Origin of the sequence: Sandarakinorhabdus sp., assembly GCF_031430775.1 — a bacterium.
Lineage (GTDB): Bacteria > Pseudomonadota > Alphaproteobacteria > Sphingomonadales > Sphingomonadaceae > Sandarakinorhabdus.
Window position 1 is genome coordinate 1 of sequence record NZ_JANPCD010000197.1, and the last position, 17,877, is coordinate 17,877.

The 17,877-nt window shown below is 65.1% G+C and carries 15 protein-coding genes; 7 read left to right on the plus strand and 8 right to left on the minus strand.

Going from position 1 to position 17,877, the window contains the following annotated elements; all coding sequences use genetic code 11:
* From RMQ73_RS12620 to RMQ73_RS12630, 3 genes are all read right to left on the minus strand, one after another.
* Positions 1-2,231, minus strand: a 2,231-nt coding sequence (locus RMQ73_RS12620; RefSeq protein ID WP_310498622.1) for an MMPL family transporter, incomplete at its 3' end; no start/stop codon positions are given.
* A 25-nt stretch (positions 2,232-2,256) separates the two neighbouring features.
* Positions 2,257-3,483, minus strand: coding sequence for a DUF1302 family protein (locus RMQ73_RS12625; RefSeq protein ID WP_310498623.1), 1,227 nt, complete (start codon positions 3,481-3,483; stop codon positions 2,257-2,259).
* Complete coding sequence (locus RMQ73_RS12630; RefSeq protein ID WP_310498624.1) at positions 3,480-4,310, minus strand: outer membrane lipoprotein-sorting protein; 831 nt, start codon at positions 4,308-4,310, stop codon at positions 3,480-3,482. The genes RMQ73_RS12625 and RMQ73_RS12630 overlap by 4 nt, the downstream gene beginning before the upstream one ends.
* Positions 4,311-4,437: 127 nt before the next feature.
* Here RMQ73_RS12630 and RMQ73_RS12635 point away from each other — a divergent pair, with 127 nt between their 5' ends.
* Positions 4,438-5,094 carry a Crp/Fnr family transcriptional regulator gene (locus tag RMQ73_RS12635; RefSeq protein WP_310498625.1) on the plus strand — a complete coding sequence of 219 codons (657 nt, stop codon included), beginning with the start codon at positions 4,438-4,440 and terminating at the stop codon, positions 5,092-5,094.
* Positions 5,095-5,098: 4 nt separating this feature from the next.
* On the opposite strand, the gene RMQ73_RS12640 is transcribed toward RMQ73_RS12635, so the two are convergent.
* A complete protein-coding gene (locus tag RMQ73_RS12640; RefSeq protein WP_310498626.1) occupies positions 5,099-6,982 on the minus strand; it encodes an adenylate/guanylate cyclase domain-containing protein in 1,884 nt (627 codons plus the stop codon).
* Positions 6,983-7,069: 87 nt separating this feature from the next.
* Between RMQ73_RS12640 and RMQ73_RS12645 the strand changes: the two genes are divergently transcribed.
* Complete coding sequence (locus RMQ73_RS12645; RefSeq protein ID WP_310498628.1) at positions 7,070-7,483, plus strand: hypothetical protein; 414 nt, start codon at positions 7,070-7,072, stop codon at positions 7,481-7,483.
* A gap of 180 nt (positions 7,484-7,663) precedes the next feature.
* Here RMQ73_RS12645 and RMQ73_RS12650 read toward each other — a convergent pair whose 3' ends face one another.
* The 4 genes from RMQ73_RS12650 to RMQ73_RS12665 all read right to left on the minus strand — a co-directional run bounded on the left by RMQ73_RS12650 (position 7,664) and on the right by RMQ73_RS12665 (position 13,564).
* Positions 7,664-8,965, minus strand: a complete 1,302-nt coding sequence (locus RMQ73_RS12650) for an Hsp70 family protein (protein ID WP_310498630.1) — start codon at positions 8,963-8,965, stop codon at positions 7,664-7,666.
* A gap of 1,207 nt (positions 8,966-10,172) precedes the next feature.
* On the minus strand, positions 10,173-10,859 hold the full coding sequence (gene ung / locus RMQ73_RS12655) for a uracil-DNA glycosylase (RefSeq protein WP_310498632.1): 687 nt from the start codon (positions 10,857-10,859) through the stop codon (positions 10,173-10,175).
* Between the two features lie 10 nt (positions 10,860-10,869).
* Positions 10,870-11,427: a cytochrome b gene (locus RMQ73_RS12660; protein ID WP_310498634.1), complete on the minus strand. Its 558-nt coding sequence runs from the start codon at positions 11,425-11,427 to the stop codon at positions 10,870-10,872.
* 67 nt (positions 11,428-11,494) lie between these two features.
* Positions 11,495-13,564, minus strand: a complete 2,070-nt coding sequence (locus tag RMQ73_RS12665; protein WP_310498635.1) for a TonB-dependent receptor domain-containing protein — start codon at positions 13,562-13,564, stop codon at positions 11,495-11,497.
* Positions 13,565-13,704: 140 nt separating this feature from the next.
* Here RMQ73_RS12665 and RMQ73_RS12670 point away from each other — a divergent pair, with 140 nt between their 5' ends.
* From RMQ73_RS12670 to RMQ73_RS12690, 5 genes are read left to right on the plus strand one after another with little or no spacing between them, the layout of a single operon-like run.
* The gene (locus RMQ73_RS12670; RefSeq protein WP_310498637.1) at positions 13,705-14,535 is read left to right on the plus strand and encodes a TIGR00266 family protein; all 831 of its coding nucleotides are present in this window, start codon (positions 13,705-13,707) and stop codon (positions 14,533-14,535) included.
* Between the two features lie 48 nt (positions 14,536-14,583).
* The gene (locus tag RMQ73_RS12675) at positions 14,584-15,183 is read left to right on the plus strand and encodes a thymidine kinase (RefSeq protein ID WP_310498639.1); all 600 of its coding nucleotides are present in this window, start codon (positions 14,584-14,586) and stop codon (positions 15,181-15,183) included.
* Positions 15,180-15,689, plus strand: a complete 510-nt coding sequence (locus tag RMQ73_RS12680) for a glutathione peroxidase (protein WP_310498642.1) — start codon at positions 15,180-15,182, stop codon at positions 15,687-15,689. The genes RMQ73_RS12675 and RMQ73_RS12680 overlap by 4 nt, the downstream gene beginning before the upstream one ends.
* 11 nt (positions 15,690-15,700) lie before the next feature.
* Entirely contained in the window at positions 15,701-17,026 is a 1,326-nt protein-coding gene (locus tag RMQ73_RS12685) for an aspartate aminotransferase family protein (protein ID WP_310498644.1), read from the plus strand.
* Positions 17,026-17,835, plus strand: coding sequence for a right-handed parallel beta-helix repeat-containing protein (locus RMQ73_RS12690; RefSeq protein ID WP_310498645.1), 810 nt, complete (start codon positions 17,026-17,028; stop codon positions 17,833-17,835). Before RMQ73_RS12685 ends, RMQ73_RS12690 begins: the two co-directional genes overlap by 1 nt.
* The last annotated feature ends 42 nt before the right edge of the window (positions 17,836-17,877 follow it).

Sequence of the window (17,877 nt, forward strand, 5' to 3'; positions counted from 1 at the left end):
AACAGCGTGCCGACCAGCGATGCCAGCATGGTGACCGGCACCAGCACCGCGATCCAGTGGTGGACAAGATAGCCCGGCGACGCCAGCAGCACGACATAGCCCACCGCAACCGCCATCGCGACGCAGACCGCTGCGCCGCCGGCCGAGGCATGGGCGACACGGACTGCATCGAGATAGCCGAGGCGCTGGTCCAGGGCTTCGCGGATGCGGAAGGTGAAGTAGATGAGATAATCGAGACCGACGCCGACCGCGATGGTGGCGACGGCGGCAGTGGCGACATTCAGCGTGGTGCCGCTCCAGCCCAGCCAGGCGAAATTGGTGGCGATGGTGAGTGCGGAAGGAATGAGGAACAGCAGCGCCATCACCCACGACCGGAACACCAGCCCGCCGATGACCATGACGATGACCAGCAGCAGTGCGGCTTTTTCCAGGCTGACACGGACGATGCCGTCGGCCAGCGCCTTGGCCGTGACCGCAGAACCGCCAATGCTGACGGCCAGGCCTTGGGCGCGGGCATAGCCCTGGACCGTGTCGATCAACCGGGTAGCGACGCGGGTTTCATCGGTGGCCACGAACGCCCGCAGCCGCAAATAGCGCCCGCTGTCGTCGATCAGGCCCACCGCTCGCCCGCCGCCGAACAACACGGTCCAGATCTGCCGGCTCTCGTCTGCCGAGGCAGCGTCGGCGGTGGCGCAATCGGCAGAGCCGGCAAAGCGGCAGCCCAGAAATCGGATGATGCCGGCCGGTGACAGCACGGCACGCACTGCATCATCGGCGGCCATGCGGGTTTCCAGGCCGAGCATTGCCTTTTGCACCGCCGGATCAAAGGCACCATCGCGGCGGCCGGTATCGATCATCACGTCCATGACATAAGGCCCGACGCCAGCATCGGTGAGTTCAGCGACCGTGCGCTGCACCGGCACATCCGGCGAAGTGTAGATCGCCATGGAATGCGACACCGCGACCCGGGACACGCCGATGGCCAGCACAGCAACGCCGATCGCCAGACCCAGCGCAATGCGCCCCGCCGGCCCCGTCAACGCAGTTTCGGCAACCCGGCGCAGCGCCCCCTGCCACACCGGGCTGAGATCGCCATAGCCTGGCCGCATGATCGGCCGACGCAGTAGCATTCGGATGGCAGGCACCACGGTCAGCTCCAGCACCAGCGCCGCAATCAGCCCGATACCGGCCAGCAGGCCAAAGCGTGCCAAAGCCGACACATCGAGCAGCAGCAGCGAGAAAAGGCAGGTGGCAGCACCGGCGACGGCAATCGTCAGTACTGGGCCCTGCGCGGCGATGGTGGCGATGATGGCGGCGGCGTTGGCCTCGCGGGTTGCCTGCTGGCCAATTTCCGTCCGACCGCGCACTTCTTCCATATAGCGTTTGAGCAACTGCACCGAATGGCCAGCGCCCACGGCCAGGATCAGCACCGGGGCCAGCACGGTGTACGTGTCGAGCGGCTGCCGCAGCCAGCCATACAGGCCAAGACCGATCAAGGTCGCGCCGAGCCCGGTAAAGATCGGCACCACCACGGCCTGCATCGATCGCAGCGCCTCCCAGTGCAGCAGCAGAATGAGCGCCATGATGACGGGGAAGAAATACGCGATGCGTTTGGAATAGATGTCATTTTGCGCCAGAAATGCCGGCTGGCCGGAATAGGCGATGGCAACGCCGCCTGCACTCGCGCTGGCAACAATGGCATCGATTTTTTCCAACAGAGGCCCAAAACTGCCGCTGGCCACCGCGACATCGGCATAAACGGTGAGCGACCCATCGGGTGCCTGCACCAGGGATGCCTGGGGGCCGAGGCCCGCGCTGACAGCGGCGGACATGCCGGCCTTGCCGGCGCACAACTGGTCAAGGCCGTTGACCACAAGATCGCCTCTATCGTCGGCCAGATACTTGACCGTCGAAGACCCGACACCATAGACCCGTCCGGCCGCGATGCCGGGCACACGTGTCAGGCCTTCCGAAAGCGTGCAGGCCGCTGCGACCCGCGATGCCGGCGTGCCGTCCTTGACCAGAAAGGCCAGCGTGTTGCGGCTTTCGAAGACATTCTGGATGGCGTGGATCTGCGCCGACAACGGGCTGCGGTTAGGCAACGAGCTGTCGAAATCGCTCACGAAATGCAGGTGGCGCGCGCCGGCAAGCGATAGCAGGGCCGCCAGTGCGACCACGGCTATGACAGTCCAGGGCCGGCGCGTGACGAGGGTGGCGAGAGTGGTGAACATGGCAGTTCTCCTGGAAGGGACGCCGTCAGAAACCGGCACGCACGGCGATGGAAATCATGTTGTTGGGCCGCAATTGGCCAAAGAAGGTGCCGCGCACGCCGCCATGGCGCTCGGCCAGCAGCGACAGCCGCAGCGTGTCGTTCAACCGGTGGCTGGCCTTGAGCTGCACATAATTGCCGCCGCCGGTGAACGCCGCGACCGTCGCTTCGATGGCGCCGCGGTCACCGGCCAGCCCCTTGCGAACCCTGATGGTGCCGCCAAGGATGGTATCGCGCCACGCCGAATGGATGAGGTTGTTGCGATCGGAAACCAGCGGCGATGCGTCTGCGGCGAGTGCCGAACTGCGGTTCATCCGCAGCACTGCCTGCGCAATGATCGACCATTGCCCGCGAAAACTGCGATCAATCCCCAGCACGCCGGCAAATCGCGGCAGCCGCCCGGCCTGACCACGCGCCGCGCTGCTGGCATATTCATAGCCCGCCAGTTCAAGCCGCAGGCCGAAGTCGCCTAATGTTGTCGCAAGATCACCGCCCAGCATTGCGAAGCGCGGATGGTGCTGAACCAGCACTGGCGCACCGACGGCGCTGTGGTCGCCAGACTGGGCAATGGCAAGCCATGGCGTGCGGTCGGCGACGTTGGCATAGGTGACCGACCAGTCGAACCGGCCCCCGAAGCGTTCGTAGCGCAGCGCGAATTGTGTCTCGGGCGCATTCACCCGCTCCTGCCGGCTGGCAAGGCCTGGCCCGGCCAGCACGATCGGCAGCACGGTGGCGCGAAATTCCGGCAACCAATGTGCTGCCAGCGTGCCACCGGCCAAAGGCAAGGCCAAACTCACGCCAGCCAACCCAAGCCGGTTGTCGTCCTCGTCCTCGGTCAGCCGGCGATAGTCGCGCGCAGCGGCCACATCGGTGGGGTTTATCCGGTCGGCGCGGCCCCAGACGCTGATCTGGCGGCCCGCCGACACCGTCACGCCGCCTGCAGTCAATCGCATCTGTGCCTCGCGGATGTCGCCGGCCAGCTTGCCGGTTCCGTCCGGATTGATGCCCGCCCAGCCTTCAACGCGCAGCGCCGCTTTCTCGCCAAGACCTTGCCGCACCCGCAGCCACACTTCTGCAGCAGCCTCGATGCTCTCGTCGGTGCCGGTGCGGTCGCTGCTCCAGGCGCTGGCACGGCCAGACAGCTCGACCCCCGGTACCGCGAGAGCCGGCGCCGACAGCGCGGCGCTTGCCAGCAAGGCCAGCGCCGGCTTCACGATTGCAGTGCCTGGGGTGCCAGTTCGGCATCGGTGATGGCGGCGTTGATGCGAAACTGGCTGAATGCCAGCGTCGACACGCCCCCGCCGCGCAGGTTGCGCATCGTGAGACGCATCGGCTGAATCTTGCCCTTGTCGGCATCCAGAGTAGCGATATCGCCAGCAAGCAGCGATTTCATCGGTGCGCCGGTCTGATCGTGGAAATCCACGCGCAGCGTCGCTGCATCGGCTTCGCGCAGCCAGGTTACGCGCTTGCTGTATCCGGTATCGCTGGCCACCCGCGCCGAAGCGGGCACGCTTTCAATGCGGATGGCGCTTGCTGCGCCCAGCGGTTCGCGCTGGACCAGCCGGTGATGCCAGTCGCCGACCTTGTGGCCGATGATGTCGCCCAGCGAAAACTCCGATCCCACCCACGGGTCGGCGCGGTTCGACGACACCAGCCGCCGCACCCGGCGCAAGGCCGGCAGGAAAATCCACAAGTCGTCGCTGCTGCCCGAGCGTTCGATGGTCAGCGTGGCGACGCCGCGCATATCGGCCGGGGTAGTGAAGCGCAGCAGCCGCGCCGTGCCACGGCCGCCCTCGATCAGCTTGGTCGCGCCGGCCAGCGCGCGGGCTTGCCGCACGTCCGGACGCGGTTGATGGGTCAGGGTGGCCGCAAAGCGCGCAGCGGCAAAACGCGTGGCTTCATAAGCTGTCGTCATCAATGCCAGGGCCGGATCGTCGGCGGCAAAGGCGGGGCGCGGAAAGGCAATGCCCGAAAGGCCCGCCCCGGCAAGGCCGAAGGCAAACTGGCGGCGGGAAAGCGGACAGATGATGGCAGGTGGCATGGCGGGTTCTCCGATCCTGCTGCTGTCATGCCCCGCAATCAGGCGCCGGCGCCGTGAAGCGCTTCACACCTGTGTCAATTGCAGCGGCGATTGACGGGGTGCCCGCGTTGCGATTAGCTTTTGCAGTGTGGCAGCTCCGGATCTTGCGCTGATATTGCAACAGGCGCTGGCCGCTGGCTCGGCTGGGCTTCGTCATGTCATAATCCCGCAAGGCACGGTTTTTCTTCAGGAAGACGGGGGTGCCGATGCCGCCTGGCTGTTGCTGGAGGGACGGGCGCGCGTGTTCCGGGTGTCGCGTGATGGCGATCTGGTTGTCCTTGCCCATCGCTTGCCGGGCGAGTTGATCGGCGAGCTGGCAGTGATCGACGGCGGGCCGCGATCGGGATCGGCGGTAGCGCTGGAGCCATTGTCGGCGATCCGTATCGAGGCGGGGCAATTCGGCAACTTGTTGGCCGAAAGCGCGGCATTTGCGTGGGGCGTGGCGCTGCAGCTTGCAGCCCGGCTGCGCGAGTCCAGCGACCGCACCTTTGCCATGGCCGCCGCCCCCATTCCGGCGCGTGTGGCGGCCGAGCTGCTACGGCTGGCGCGGCCGAGTGTGGTGCCGGGCGAAGCAGTGATTGCGGTGCCGCCGACCATCACCGAGCTTTCGGTGCGTGTTCACGCCACGCGCGAATCGGTGTCCAAGACCTTCAGTCGCTGGCGCGCCGATGGCAGCATCCGCAGCGACGGTGCCGTGCTGGTGATCGTCGATCCGGTTGCCCTGTCGGACCTGCTGGATTTCTGAGGCCTCAGCTGAGGTCGATTGCCGTCGAAGCCAGCCCTTGCTGCAAACGAACGATATGGAGCAGCACCACCGGGTGATCACTGCCCAGCGCCTTCATTGCTGAAAGTGCGGCCAGCGGGTTGGCCGGCACAAGCGCCAGCGCTGCCGCATAGGCGCCGCGATCAAGCCTTGGCGGTGCCGGCGTCAGCACTGCCAGCGGGTCGGCAACGCCGCGCAAGGCCAATGAACCGACCGGGAGCCAATCCTCCTTGCCGATCCGGCCGGCGGCAAGTGTGGCAGCAGACACGCAAACGCGCGTGCCCAATGCCTTGTTGGCGTGTTCCAGCCGAGCGCCGATGTTCATCACCGGCCCGTGGGCGGTATAATCCAATCGGTCACGGCCGCCGAAATTGCCAACCAGAGCCGTGCCGAAATGCACGCCGATGCGAGTGGCCTCCAGCCGGGCGGCAGCGTGGTCGCGGCGAAATGTTTCGGCGGCGGCATCGATTTCCAGCGCACATGCGCAGGCGCGTGCGGCAGCATCGGGCTGATCAATCGGTGCACCGAAAATGGCATGGATACTGTCGCCGACGATCTTGTCGATGGTGCCGCCGTGATGGATGACGATCTCGCTGATAAGCGCCAGATAGGTATTGAGCAGCGTTTCGCCCGCATTTGGGGACATCCGTTCCAAAAGTGCCGTGAAGCCGCCAAGATCGGTGAACAGTACCGCGATCTCCCGCGGCGCTGCCCCCGCCGTCACCCGTTCCGGGTGCTGCATCAATTGGGCAACGATGTCGGGAGCAAGAAACCGTTCGAAGGTCGATTGGACCAATTGGGATTGTCGGTGACTGGCCCGCAGTGCCTGGGCACTGCCGATCGCGAGGGCCGTGCCAAGTGCAAGGCTGGCTGCGACAAGATTGGCCAGCCAGAAATCGGCGGCAAAGGCGGCAAAGCCGGCCAATCCCAGCAAAGCCAACGCCAGACCGGCAAGGCCGGCGCGCACTGCCGGGTGCAGCCGCGTATGTGCCAGGGCCATGCCCGCCGCTGCGGCCAGCCCGGCGAGCAACAGATCGCGCCAGATCGAGGTGAAGGGCGTATCGCTGGATCCCAGCACGGCGCGCAATTGATAGGCGTGGATGGCAACACCCGGCGTGCCAGCCGCTTCGGCGCCGCCAAAGACCCTGAGCGGTGTCGGGTGCTGATCGACGCCGGGCGCGGTGGACCCGATCAGCACGATTCTGCCAGTGAACACCGATGCGTTGACATCGCCGGCGAGCAGCGACCGCGCCGGAATGCGCGCGAATGGCAAGGCGCCTTCGGCCGTGCGCGGCACGCCGAAGCGGCTGGTGGGCGGGCTGCCGGCGATACCGGCGCGCGCCGCCAATAACGCGGCAAGGCTGGTGCCGGCCGGCATCGCCAGCTGGCGCACCACGCCATCGACGGCATCGGCCTGCAACACCGGCGGCCGCCGCGGCTGCCGGCCGAGCATCCGCGCTTCAAAGGCGCCAACGCGTGGGCCAGAGGCCGCTAGCGCCATCGGCGCCCGCGCTTGTGCCAGCACGGCGGCAAGGCGTTCGTCGGCCGCCGGGCTTGTCGGCTGATCGAGAAGGATATCAAGGCCGATCACGCGCGGCTGGCCCGCATCGACGCGTTCGATGATGGTCGCCAGCGCCTGCCGGTCGATCGGCGACCGCGATGGCAGGGCTGCCAGGCTGGCTTCATCGAATGCGACGATGACGATGTTGGTTGCCAACGGTACAGATGGTGTCAGCCGCGACACGCGCTGGTCACCGATCAGGTTCTCCAGCGCCACCAGCGGCGGCAGTTGCGCCGCAGCAACGCCAATTGCCGCGCTGGCCAGTACGGCGTAAAGATAGGGGCCTCGGGCTGGGAGCAATGATATCATCCGGTCTGCGGTGTTTTGCCAAGCAACACGGAAGGGATTGCCATGCCTTGCCGGCCTTTAAAGGTTACCGTTCTCGCGCTGCTGTCAATGGTCTTCACCTGGGCCTTCACCGGTACGGGGGCGAGGGCCGATGTCCTCGTGCTGCAATCATCTGCAGGCCCGTCCGGCGCCATCATCCGCAGCGGCGCTGCGCTGGATATCCCGGCTGGCAGGCGTGTGATCCTGTTGCATGCTGATGGCCAGACGCAAGTGGTCGTCGGCCCTTTGCGCTATCTCTCCCCTGTTGCAGCCGCGTCCGATGCGTCGCTGCTAGACGCTTATTCCGCAATGTTCCGAACACGCAAAGATCCACTTCGTCTCGGCGGCGTTCGCGCCGGTTCCGTTGCTTCGTGCCGCGGAAAAAGCGCCAATCCGTGGGTCGCAATCGCCGAAACCTGGAACATGGGATGCCATCGCGAAGCGCTTGGCCAGCTCGAGGCGGCATTGGCTATCCAAGCCTGAACAACATCTTTCGTTGCAAATTCTCTCGTATCGACATCATCTGCTGGAGCGGGCTGTCTGCAGATTGCTTCAGTGCCAAGATTTGCGCCCTGATGGCTAATGCTCAGGCTTGCGCCGCCCGCGCACGAAGGCTTCCAAGGCAATTTGGACGTGGTAAGCTTGTGGCGGCTTTAGCCCCGATCAAATCGACCATTCTGCGACGTCATCGCGTTGCCCGATCAGCGCCAGGCCATGCGCAATCGAAGTTAGCTCGCCGCCGACTGCGACACGGTCGGCGCCAAATCGCCTTGAGAAGATTTGATGGACTGCCGGGATAAGTGACGAACCGCCCGTCATGAAAACCCGGTCGACATCAGCGCTGCTAACCCCGGATGTCTCCAGCGCGGCATCGACGGTTGCTTCGATGCGGGCAAGGTCATCGGCGATCCAGGTTTCAAACATTGCGCGCGTCACTTCGGCCTCGATCTCGAGCCCGGCCCCTGAAAACCGAAACGTCGCGCGGGTGCTTTCGGAGAGCTGGCGTTTGATCCGTCCGATGGCGTCGTAAAGCGGATAGCCGAGTTCGTTGTCGATGACGGCGATCAGCCGCGCGATTGCAGCCGGGTCAGCGGCCTGCCGCTGCAGGCGTCGCAACTCCTCCAGGGTCCGACGATTGCGTATCAGCGCGAGTCGTGACCAGTTGTTGAAATCGGCGAAGTAGCTCCCCGGGATGGCGAGGGACTTGTCGAATGACCTGTATTCGCTGCCCTTGCCAAGCTGGGGCAGAACCAACTGGTCGAGCAGCCGGAAATCAAAGTCGTCGCCGGCGATGCCGATGCCGGCGTGTCCCAACGCCGTGAACCGCTGCGATGCCCTCGGCGCCTTCATATGGACGACCGAGAAGTCACTGGTGCCGCCACCGAAATCGGCAACCAGCACTGTCGCCTCGTCGGCTAGGCGTGCTGCATAGGTGAAGGCGGCCGCGAGCGGCTCGTAGACGTAGTGGATTTCGGCGCCAAGGCCCTCGAACATCAGATTGTAGCGTTGCCGGGCGAGCGCCGGATCTGGGCTACTGCCTGCATAAGCCACCGGGCGACCGACGATGATGCGGCCGCTGCGGTCGCTCAGTTCACCGTCCGAATGCCGCATCAGTTCGCCGAGGAATGTCCTGCCAAGGTCTTCGAAGGTGTAGCGCTGCTCAAAGATCGCTGCCCGTTCGAAGTTGCTGCTGGCCGCGACGGACTTGAATGACTGGATAAAGCGGCAGCCCTGTGGCCAGCTCAGATACTCGGCGATCGCCCATGGCCCCCCCTCGACGGCAACGCCGCTGGATGCGGTGTCATCCTCCCAGAAGCACAGGGCGGACCGGAAGACATCGGTCGTTTCTACCGGCCCTGAAAAATCGACCAGGCGCGGGTCCCGCCCGTGCTGGGAGACAGCAACGACAGTGTTCGTGGTGCCGAAATCCAGTCCGACGGTGCGATGTGATAGGCTTGCTTGCATAAGTGTCCCAAAGCGCCAGTCGGGCGGGACAGCGCCTATGCCTGCGGAAGTGGTCGGATGCCAAGCGTGTCGCGCTTCGGCTTCAGCTTAAATTCCGATTGGCGTTGCCTTTGGGCGGTCCCAACTGCAGGAATGCTTGAAGGTGAAAGCCATATGGTTGGCAGTAGCATTGATCGCGCTGCGGCAAGGGTGGGGCATGGGTGGCGAGGGGGGCAGCGATTTCCGCTGACATTGCGTTGGCCCCCGAGCTGGCTCGCTGCTCTCCGCGCTTTTCGCATTGCTCGGATAACGCACACTGACGCGCCATCAGCGTTACGCTGTCTGGCATGAACTCGGATTCCACGGCCGTAACCTACGGAATCCCGTCAGGCGCTTCCCGACATGGGTTGAGCGCTAACACGAACCTATTGCTTTGCTGCCGTGTGAATGCCCACAGCCTTAACGCCGCTCTGAAGATTGCCCTGTAAATTGGTCACCGAAGGCGCAGCGATAGATGAGTTTCATCCAGCGCTGGCGGCGATGTGCCGCTCGTTCATGCTGCAAGTGGCAGCGTTGAGAGGGCCGCCAAGTTGCACGGGTCGTTGCTGCCGGGCTCTTGGTCGAGATGGGCGGTGGTGAATACGACTTAGGCACTGGGCAGGGGCAGTTGCACAAAGCCAGCCAGCGACGGCTAACGGCCAGCAAGTCGAGTCAAGTTAGGCAAGACTCGTGATCGCCTGCCGCATTGGTCGCGCCAACACTGTCTGACGGGATCCCACCACAGGCCATCCGAACCAACTACAATGTGATTGAGGTGCGGACGTTAGCAGCGCTCGCAGCGGCTGCTAACGCGATCGAAGCGGATTAAATGCGACAGCTCCCGCCAGTCGATCGGGTCGAACCAACGCTGGCTTGGGCGGATTGGCATAGCGTCTCCATTAGTCGTTTGGCTCGAGAACAAAAAGGAGCAAAGTGCTCTCCATGGCCGCTAATCACTGAAAATCCGTCATACACCACGCAGCCTTTTCCGAATCTTGATAATCGAAATTATATTGAATAATATCAATATTTTATTCGTCATCCGACAGCGTGAGTAGAGCTTGGAAACGTTACTGGACCCGGACGTTCAGCAGCAAGTTAAGATGGTTGCGGGCCCCGCAACCAACATTCGCCCCGCCACTTTCGGCGGGGCTTTTGTTTGTCCGCCAGCCATCCCGTCCATGGCAGTTCAGGCGCTGGGCGAGGCCCAGTCGATAGGCGTCTGGCCATGGCGCATCAAAAATGCGTTGGTGCGAGAAAAATGCCGACAACCAAAGAAGCCGGCGTAAGCCGACAGCGGCGATGGATGCACCGATCGCAACACAAGGTGTCTGGCGTCATCGACAAAAGCAGCTTTTTGTTGGGCATGCTTGCCCCACAGCAGGAAAACAACCGGCCGGTCCTGTGCTGCGATGTGCCAGATCACGGCGTCGGTGAACTGTTCCCAGCCCCTGCCCTTGTGTGATGCCGCCCGGCCCTGTTCGACGGTCAGTACGGTGTTGAGCAGCAGCACGCCTTGTCGCGCCCAATGCCGGAGGTTGCCATGACGCGCCGGTGCAATGCCCAGATCGCTATGCAATTCCTTGTAGATATTGGCCAGGCTCGGCGGCACCTTGACGCCGTGTCGGACGCTGAACGCCAGTCCATGTGCCTGGCCGGGGCCGTGATACGGGTCCTGCCCCAGGATGACGACGCGCACTTGATCGGGCGGGGTCAGGTCCAGCGCGTGAAACCATTCGCTGCCGGGCGGAAAGATGGTCTTGCCGCCGGCCATTTCGGCGACCAGGAACGCCCGCAGCGCCGCCATGTGCGGGCTCGCCAACACGGCTGCCAGCGCCGCCTTCCAGCCCGGATCGAGCCGCAGTTCGCCGATCATTGCCGGGCCATCACAGCCCGCGCGGCTTGCCGACCCCCATACGGGGCAGCAGATTATCGCGGTCGAGCACAGCGTGTTTGACGATCGCCGCGACATGCAGCGTCAGCATCGCCAGGATCACCCAGCCCAGCAGCTCATGACCTTCCTTGGCCAATCCAGCCAGCGGCTTGCTGACCCCCATCTTGGGTACATCGACCAGGCCCAGAAAGTGCAGCGGTCGATCGTTGCCATCGGCCATGGCCCAGCCGAGCAGCGGCATGACCAGCATTGCCACGTAAAAACCGCCATGTGTGGCCCGCGCCAGCAACCGTTCCGCAACCGTGAAATAATGGGGCAGGGCCGGCGGTGCATGACCCAGCCGCCAGCCCGTCCGAACCACCACCAGCGCCAGCAGCATCAGCCCGAAGCTGCGATGCAGCCCCATTACCAGCGCCCGTTGCCCGCCTTCACGCGGCACGAAATCATGCAGGAACCCGCCAGCCAGATTGCCGATAATCAGCAGCGCCATCAGCCAATGCAGAACAATGGCGACCCGGGAATACCGGCTGCGATGCATTGGCCCGATCATGACTGGCTCCATCCCCTTGAGAATCCCAGACTATGGCGCCTCGCGCTGCTTGTCGATGGCCGTCGTTTTACAATGTGAACCGCACACCCAGCCAGAATGTCTGCGGCAAAGCGCGCTCGATAACGCCGGTGCCGGACAGCGCCGCCTGCACTTCGGCGTCGAACATGTTTTCGGCCCGCGCCTCCAGCGTCAGCCGCTTGCCCACCGGCACCAGCAGCACGGCATCGACCATGGTGGCCGGTGCCAACGTACGCAGGTTTTGATCATCCTCGAATTGCCCGGCAATGTGACGCAGCGTCGCCGACAAGCTGAACAGTTTGCCGGTGTATTCCGCCGTGGCCGACAGCTGATCGCGGGGGGTTTGCGCCGGGTCCAGTCCGCTCAGCGTCGCCGCCGCCCCGCTGGCGCGGATGACCGGATCGACATGGCTCCACGACAGCCGCGCACCGAAATCGCCGACGCGCCAGCTGGCATCGACCTCGACTCCCCAGACCTGCAAGGCATCGAGGTTCTGCCGCGCCCGATAGAAACCGCCCGCCGCAACGAACCCCACCCCCGGAAACACGCCGGGGCCGGTACCAAGCGTCACGTTGGCGATGGCGTCCTCCATGCGGTTCCAGAACAGCGTCGCGCCAATCGTCAGCCCGGTGGCAGGCGTCAGCGTCAAGCCCGCATCGACGCCGCTCAGCCGTTCCGGCTTCAGGAGCGCATTGGCCGCGGTCGCATCAGGCCCGACGCGGAACGGGCGATAAAGCTCATTCAATGTCGGCAGCCGCCAGCCGCGATAGGCAGCGCTGCGCAGCGTCAGCCACGGCGCCGCTGCCCAGGCGATGCCGGCGCGTCCCGTCACTTCGCTGCCAGACCGGTCGGCAAACTGGTCAGCCCGCAGCACGGCGCCCGTCGCCAGCGTGTTTTCCAGCAGCCGGCCCTGCGTGATTTGCCACCAGTCGATGCGGCCACCAAGTGTCAGTGTCACCGCGCCGGTTTCGAGGCTGGCGTCGGCGAACAAGCCGGTGGTGCCGGTCTTGCCGCCTGCCTCGCGGATCCGGGTTGGCGCGCCGGCGACATAGGTGAACAATTCGCGTGTGCGGCCCGTCAGTTGGCGGGTTTCGGCGCCGATCCGCAGCACCACGCCGCCGCCGACCGGCGGCGCCAGTTCCAGCCGCCCGCCAACGCCGGAGGCCGGCGTGCCAAACTGTTGCAAAGTCTGGCTGACGGTGGTGCGCGCGGTGTTGACCGCCGCAAAATCGGACGTGAAGTCCCGTGTCTGCACATAGGCCAGCGCCGACCAGCCCCAATCGCCCCGGCCGACGAGGCGCAATGATGCGTCGGCGCCTTCGGATGTGTTGGTGCTGAAGGCCAGCCCGCGTTCACGACGGTCGGTAAAGGCGCTGACATTCGCCTGCGCCTCCACATCGGGCGCAATTTCGATGACGCCGCGCACAGCGGCCGATGCCTGTTCATAGGGCGCCGCCCGGTCCACCGAGCCGCGATTTCGCGCCACGATAGGCACAAATCCGTCGCCGCGCCCATAGGCCGCCGAAATCGTCGCAAAACCGCCGGGCCGTTCAAGGCCAAGGCTGGCCTGTGCATCCATGGAATCGCGGCTGCCGAGTGAAAGACTGCCCATCGCGGGCGCGATATCGCCCGGCCCGACGCTTTCCAGTTCGATGGTGCCAGCCAGCGCGCCCTGGCCCCAATATCCCGACCCGCCGCCGCGCGTCACCCGGATGCGGCCCAGCCGCCCGGTGGCATAGGCGGGAAACGCCACCCAGCCGCCGAACGGATCGGCCTGTGGCACGCCGTCCATCACCAGCAGGGCGCGCGACGAGGCGTTGCCGCCCAGCCCGCGCAGCGTCACGCCCTGTGATGTGGCATTGGCCGACCGGCTGTCGGAGCGGCGAAACTGCTGCTGCCCGGCGATGTCCGACAGCACCGATTCCAGCCGGTTCGACGCGCTGCCCAAAATCCGGTCCCGGTCGATGACGATCAGGCTGGCGGTGGCATCGCCCGGTCGGTCTGCCAGCCCGCGTCCGGTCACGGTAATCAGCGCGTCGTCCGCCGCTGCTGCGCTTGCCGAGGCAACGAGAGCCGAAATGGCGAACAGACTGGTGATGAGCGGGCGGGTGCAGGACATGCGCCGTCGTTAACACACCGCCCCGGCTTCGCAAGCGCGTCTCAATTCTGTCTTGGCCCAGTCCGTCTTGGCCCAGTCCGTCTTGGCACTGCAATACACTTGGCCTATGCTGCCGCCTTTACAGCAGGAGTTTCTCGACCATGCCCAGCCCCTGGCAGCACAGCCGCAGCACCGGCAGCGCAGATGACATCGATTTCGAAATCAAGGGCCAGGAGCTGCAATTCGTCGAAATCGAACTTGATCCCGGCGAAAGCGCCGTGGCCGAGGCCGGCGCCATGGTGTGGAAGGACGCATCCGTCGACATGACCACGGTGTTCGGCGATGGCAGCAGCGGCGGCGGCGACGACAGTTTCATGGGCAAGATGCTCGGCGCCGGCAAGCGCCTGATTACCGGCGAGAGCCTGTTCACCACCGTGTTCACCCATCAAGGCGGCGGCAAGGCCCGCGTCGCCTTTGCCGCGCCCACGCCCGGCGCCATATTGCCGATCAAGCTCAGCGATGTCGGCGGCACGCTGATTTGCCAGAAGGACGCATTTCTGGCGGCGGCGCGCGGCGTGTCGATTGGCATCCAGTTTCAGCGCAAGGTGATGACCGGGCTGTTCGGCGGCGAGGGCTTCATCATGCAAAAACTCGAAGGTGGCGGCTGGGTCTTTGTCCAGATGGGCGGCACGGTCGTGGAACGCGAACTGGCGCCGGGGCAGGAGCTGCATGTCGATACCGGCTGCCTGGCGGCCTATACGCCATCGGTGGATTTCGATCTGGTGACGGCCGGCGGCGTCAAAAGCGTTATCTTCGGCGGCGAAGGCCTGTTTTTTGCCAAGCTGCGTGGCCCCGGCAAGGTCTGGATCCAGTCGCTGCCGTTCAGCCGGCTGGCCGGGCGGATCGCGGCCGCCGGCATGGGGCGCGGCCAGAATCGCGGCGAAGGTTCCGTTCTGGGCGGCATCGGCGACATCATCGGCGGCAACCGTTAGGGCCGGGGCCAGTTGACGGCGCCCCCGCGCGGGGGGCACAGGCAAGCTGTGGCCAAGCTGTATTTCTACTATGCTTCGATGAACGCCGGCAAATCGACGGTGCTGCTGCAGGCCAGCTTCAATTACCGTGAACGCGGCATGCGCACCCTGTTGTTCACCGCCGCGCTGGATAACCGCGCGCGCGTCGGCACCATCGCGTCGCGCATCGGGCTGACGGCCGATGCCACGCCCTTTGCTGCCGATACCGATATCGCAGCGCTGGTGACTGCTGCGCATGACGCCGCGCCGCTGGCCTGTGTGCTGGTGGACGAGGCGCAGTTCCTCACCCGCGCCCAGGTCTGGCAGCTTGCGCGTGTGGCCGATGACATGGGCATCGCCGTGCTGGCCTATGGCCTCAGAACCGACTTTCTCGGCAACTTGTTCGAGGGCAGCAAATGGCTGCTGGCGCTGGCCGATTCGCTGATCGAGATCAAGGCGATCTGCGCCTGTGGCCGCAAGGCGACGATGAACCTGCGTATCGACGGCGCCGGACGGCCGGTTGCCGCTGGCGCCCAGACGGAAATCGGTGGCAATGAACGCTATGTCGCCCTGTGCCGCCGGCATTTTGCGCAGGCGCTGGGACCGGATTTGCTGGGAGAAGACCAATGACCAATGTGCATGATTTCACTGCAAAGGCCATCGACGGCCGCGATGTGCCGCTGTCCGAATATGACGGCAAGGTGCTGCTGATCGTCAACACCGCCAGCAAATGCGGCTTCACCCCGCAATATGAAGGCCTTGAGGCGTTGCAGCGCCAATATGGCCCGCGCGGGTTTTCGGTGCTGGGTTTTCCGTGCAACCAGTTCGGCGCGCAGGAGCCGGGCGAGGAAAGCGAAATCGCCACCTTCTGCAAGCTGACTTATGATGTCGATTTCCCGCTGTTCGCCAAGGTCGATGTCAATGGCGACACGGCGCACCCGCTGTTCAAGGCGCTGAAAAAGGCCGCGCCGGGTCTGCTTGGTTCAGAAGCCATAAAGTGGAACTTCACCAAGTTCCTTGTCGGCAAGGATGGCCAGGTCGTGGATCGCTACGCCCCGACCACCAAGCCCGAGGCGCTGACCGGCGATATCGAGAAACTTCTGGCCCGAGCCGGCGGCGACACACTTTTGGCCTGAGGAGGGCCACCATGCTGCAAACGCTCCCCAACGACCTTGCCGCCTGGTGGATGCCCTTCACCGACAATCGCTATTTCAAGGCCAACCCGCGCCTGCTCGCCAGTGCCAAGGACATGCATTACGCCACGCCCGATGGCCGGCAGATTCTCGATGGCACCGCCGGCTTGTGGTGCGTCAACGCCGGCCATGGCCGCACCGCCATCGTCGAGGCGATTCGGCAGCAGGCCGGGGTGCTGGATTTTGCGCCGACGTTCCAGGTCGGCCATCCGCTGGCGTTCCGGGTGGCCAGCCGCGTTGCCGATCTGATGCCCGCCGGGCTCGACCGCATCTTCTTCACCAACTCCGGCTCCGAAAGCGTCGATACTGCGCTCAAGATCGCGCTCGCCTATCACCGGGCGCAGGGGCAGGGCCAGCGCACCCGGCTGATCGGGCGCGAACGTGGCTATCATGGCGTCGGATTCGGCGGCATTTCGGTAGGCGGCATCGTCACCAACCGCCGCGCCTTCGGGCCCGGCCTGCCCGGCACCGACCACCTGCCGCACACCCATGATCTGGCCAGAAACGCCTTTTCGCGCGGTCAGCCAGCGCATGGCGCCGAACTGGCCGATCGGCTGGAGGCACTGGTGGCGCTGCACGGCGCCGACACCATCGCGGCCGTGATCGTCGAACCGCTGGCCGGCTCCACCGGCGTGCTGGTGCCGCCGGTCGGTTACCTCGAACGGCTGCGCGAGATCTGTACCCGCCACGGCATCCTGCTCATTTTTGACGAAGTGATTTCCGGCTTTGGCCGGCTGGGCGCCGCCACGGCGGCGGAACGGTTCGGCGTCACCCCCGACCTGATCGCTCTGGCCAAGGGCATCACCAACGCCGCCGTGCCGATGGGGGCCGTCGCCTGCGCCCGCCACGTTCATGATGCCATTGTCGGCGCGCCCGGCGATGCGCCGGGTATCGAGCTGTTCCACGGCTACACCTATTCCGCCCATGTGCTGGCCTGCGCCGCATCGCTGGCCACGCTCGACCTGTACCGCGACGAGGCGTTGTTCGCCCGCGCCCACAGCCTTGAGCCGGCATGGGAAGCCGCCGTCCACAGCCTGGCGGGCCAGCCTCATGTTATCGATATCCGCAATTTCGGCCTTGTCGCCGGCATCGAGCTGGCCCCGCGCGACGGCGCGCCGGGCGCACGCGGCCAGGACATGTTCCGCATGTTGTTCGATTCCGGCGTGCTGGTGCGTGCCACTGCCGATATCATCGCCCTGTCGCCGCCGCTGATCATCAGCGAAGCGCAGATCCACGAGATCATCGCCGCGATTGCTGCGGCACTTCAGGAGCTTGGCTGATGCTGTCACTGATCGTCGCCGCTGCCATCGCCGCCACGCCTGTCACGCTTGAGGGCAGGATTGCCGCCGCCCGCCCCGGTGACACCATCACGCTGGCGCCCGGCGATTATGGCCTTGTCACCATCCGCCAGCGCCAGTTCCGCCCGGCGCTGACCATCGCGGCCGGTCAGGCGCGGCTGCAACTGCATCTGTTCGAGGTCGCCGGCATCAAGCTCACCGATGGCCAGCTGACGGGCAGCCAGACCAAAGGCCCGCCGGGCTATGCGCTGCTCGTTCGCCAATCGGCGGACGTCGAGGTGCTGCGGGGCCATTACACAGACGCGCGGCAGGCCATCATCATCGACCGCTCCTCCGATGTCACGGTGCGCGGCGCCCAGATCACCCGCATGACGATCGATGGCATCAACATCGGCAATTCGCAGCGCGTGATCGTCGACGGCATTTCCTGCCGCGATTTCACACCCCTGCCCACCGCCCACCCCGATTGCGTGCAACTCTGGAGCCGGCCCGGCCTGCCGACCACCACCGATGTCACCGTGCGCAAATCCATCGCGGTGGGCGACATGCAGGGCATCACCGCCTTCAATCACCTCAAGCGCGGCGATCTGGGCTTTGACCGCGTGCGGTTTCTCGACAATCAGGTCGAGGGCGCCTATCCGCAAGGTATTGCGCTCTATGATGGCCGCGACAGCGAAGTGACGGGCAATGTGACGCGCACCCGGCCGGGGGCGAAGTATCGCACGTCGATCAATGTCGTCCGCTGCGAGCGATGCACTGTCACCCGCAATGACGTCGGGCCGAAACCCTGACCGTCCGGCGACCGGAGAATAGCGATGAGCGATACCCCCGAT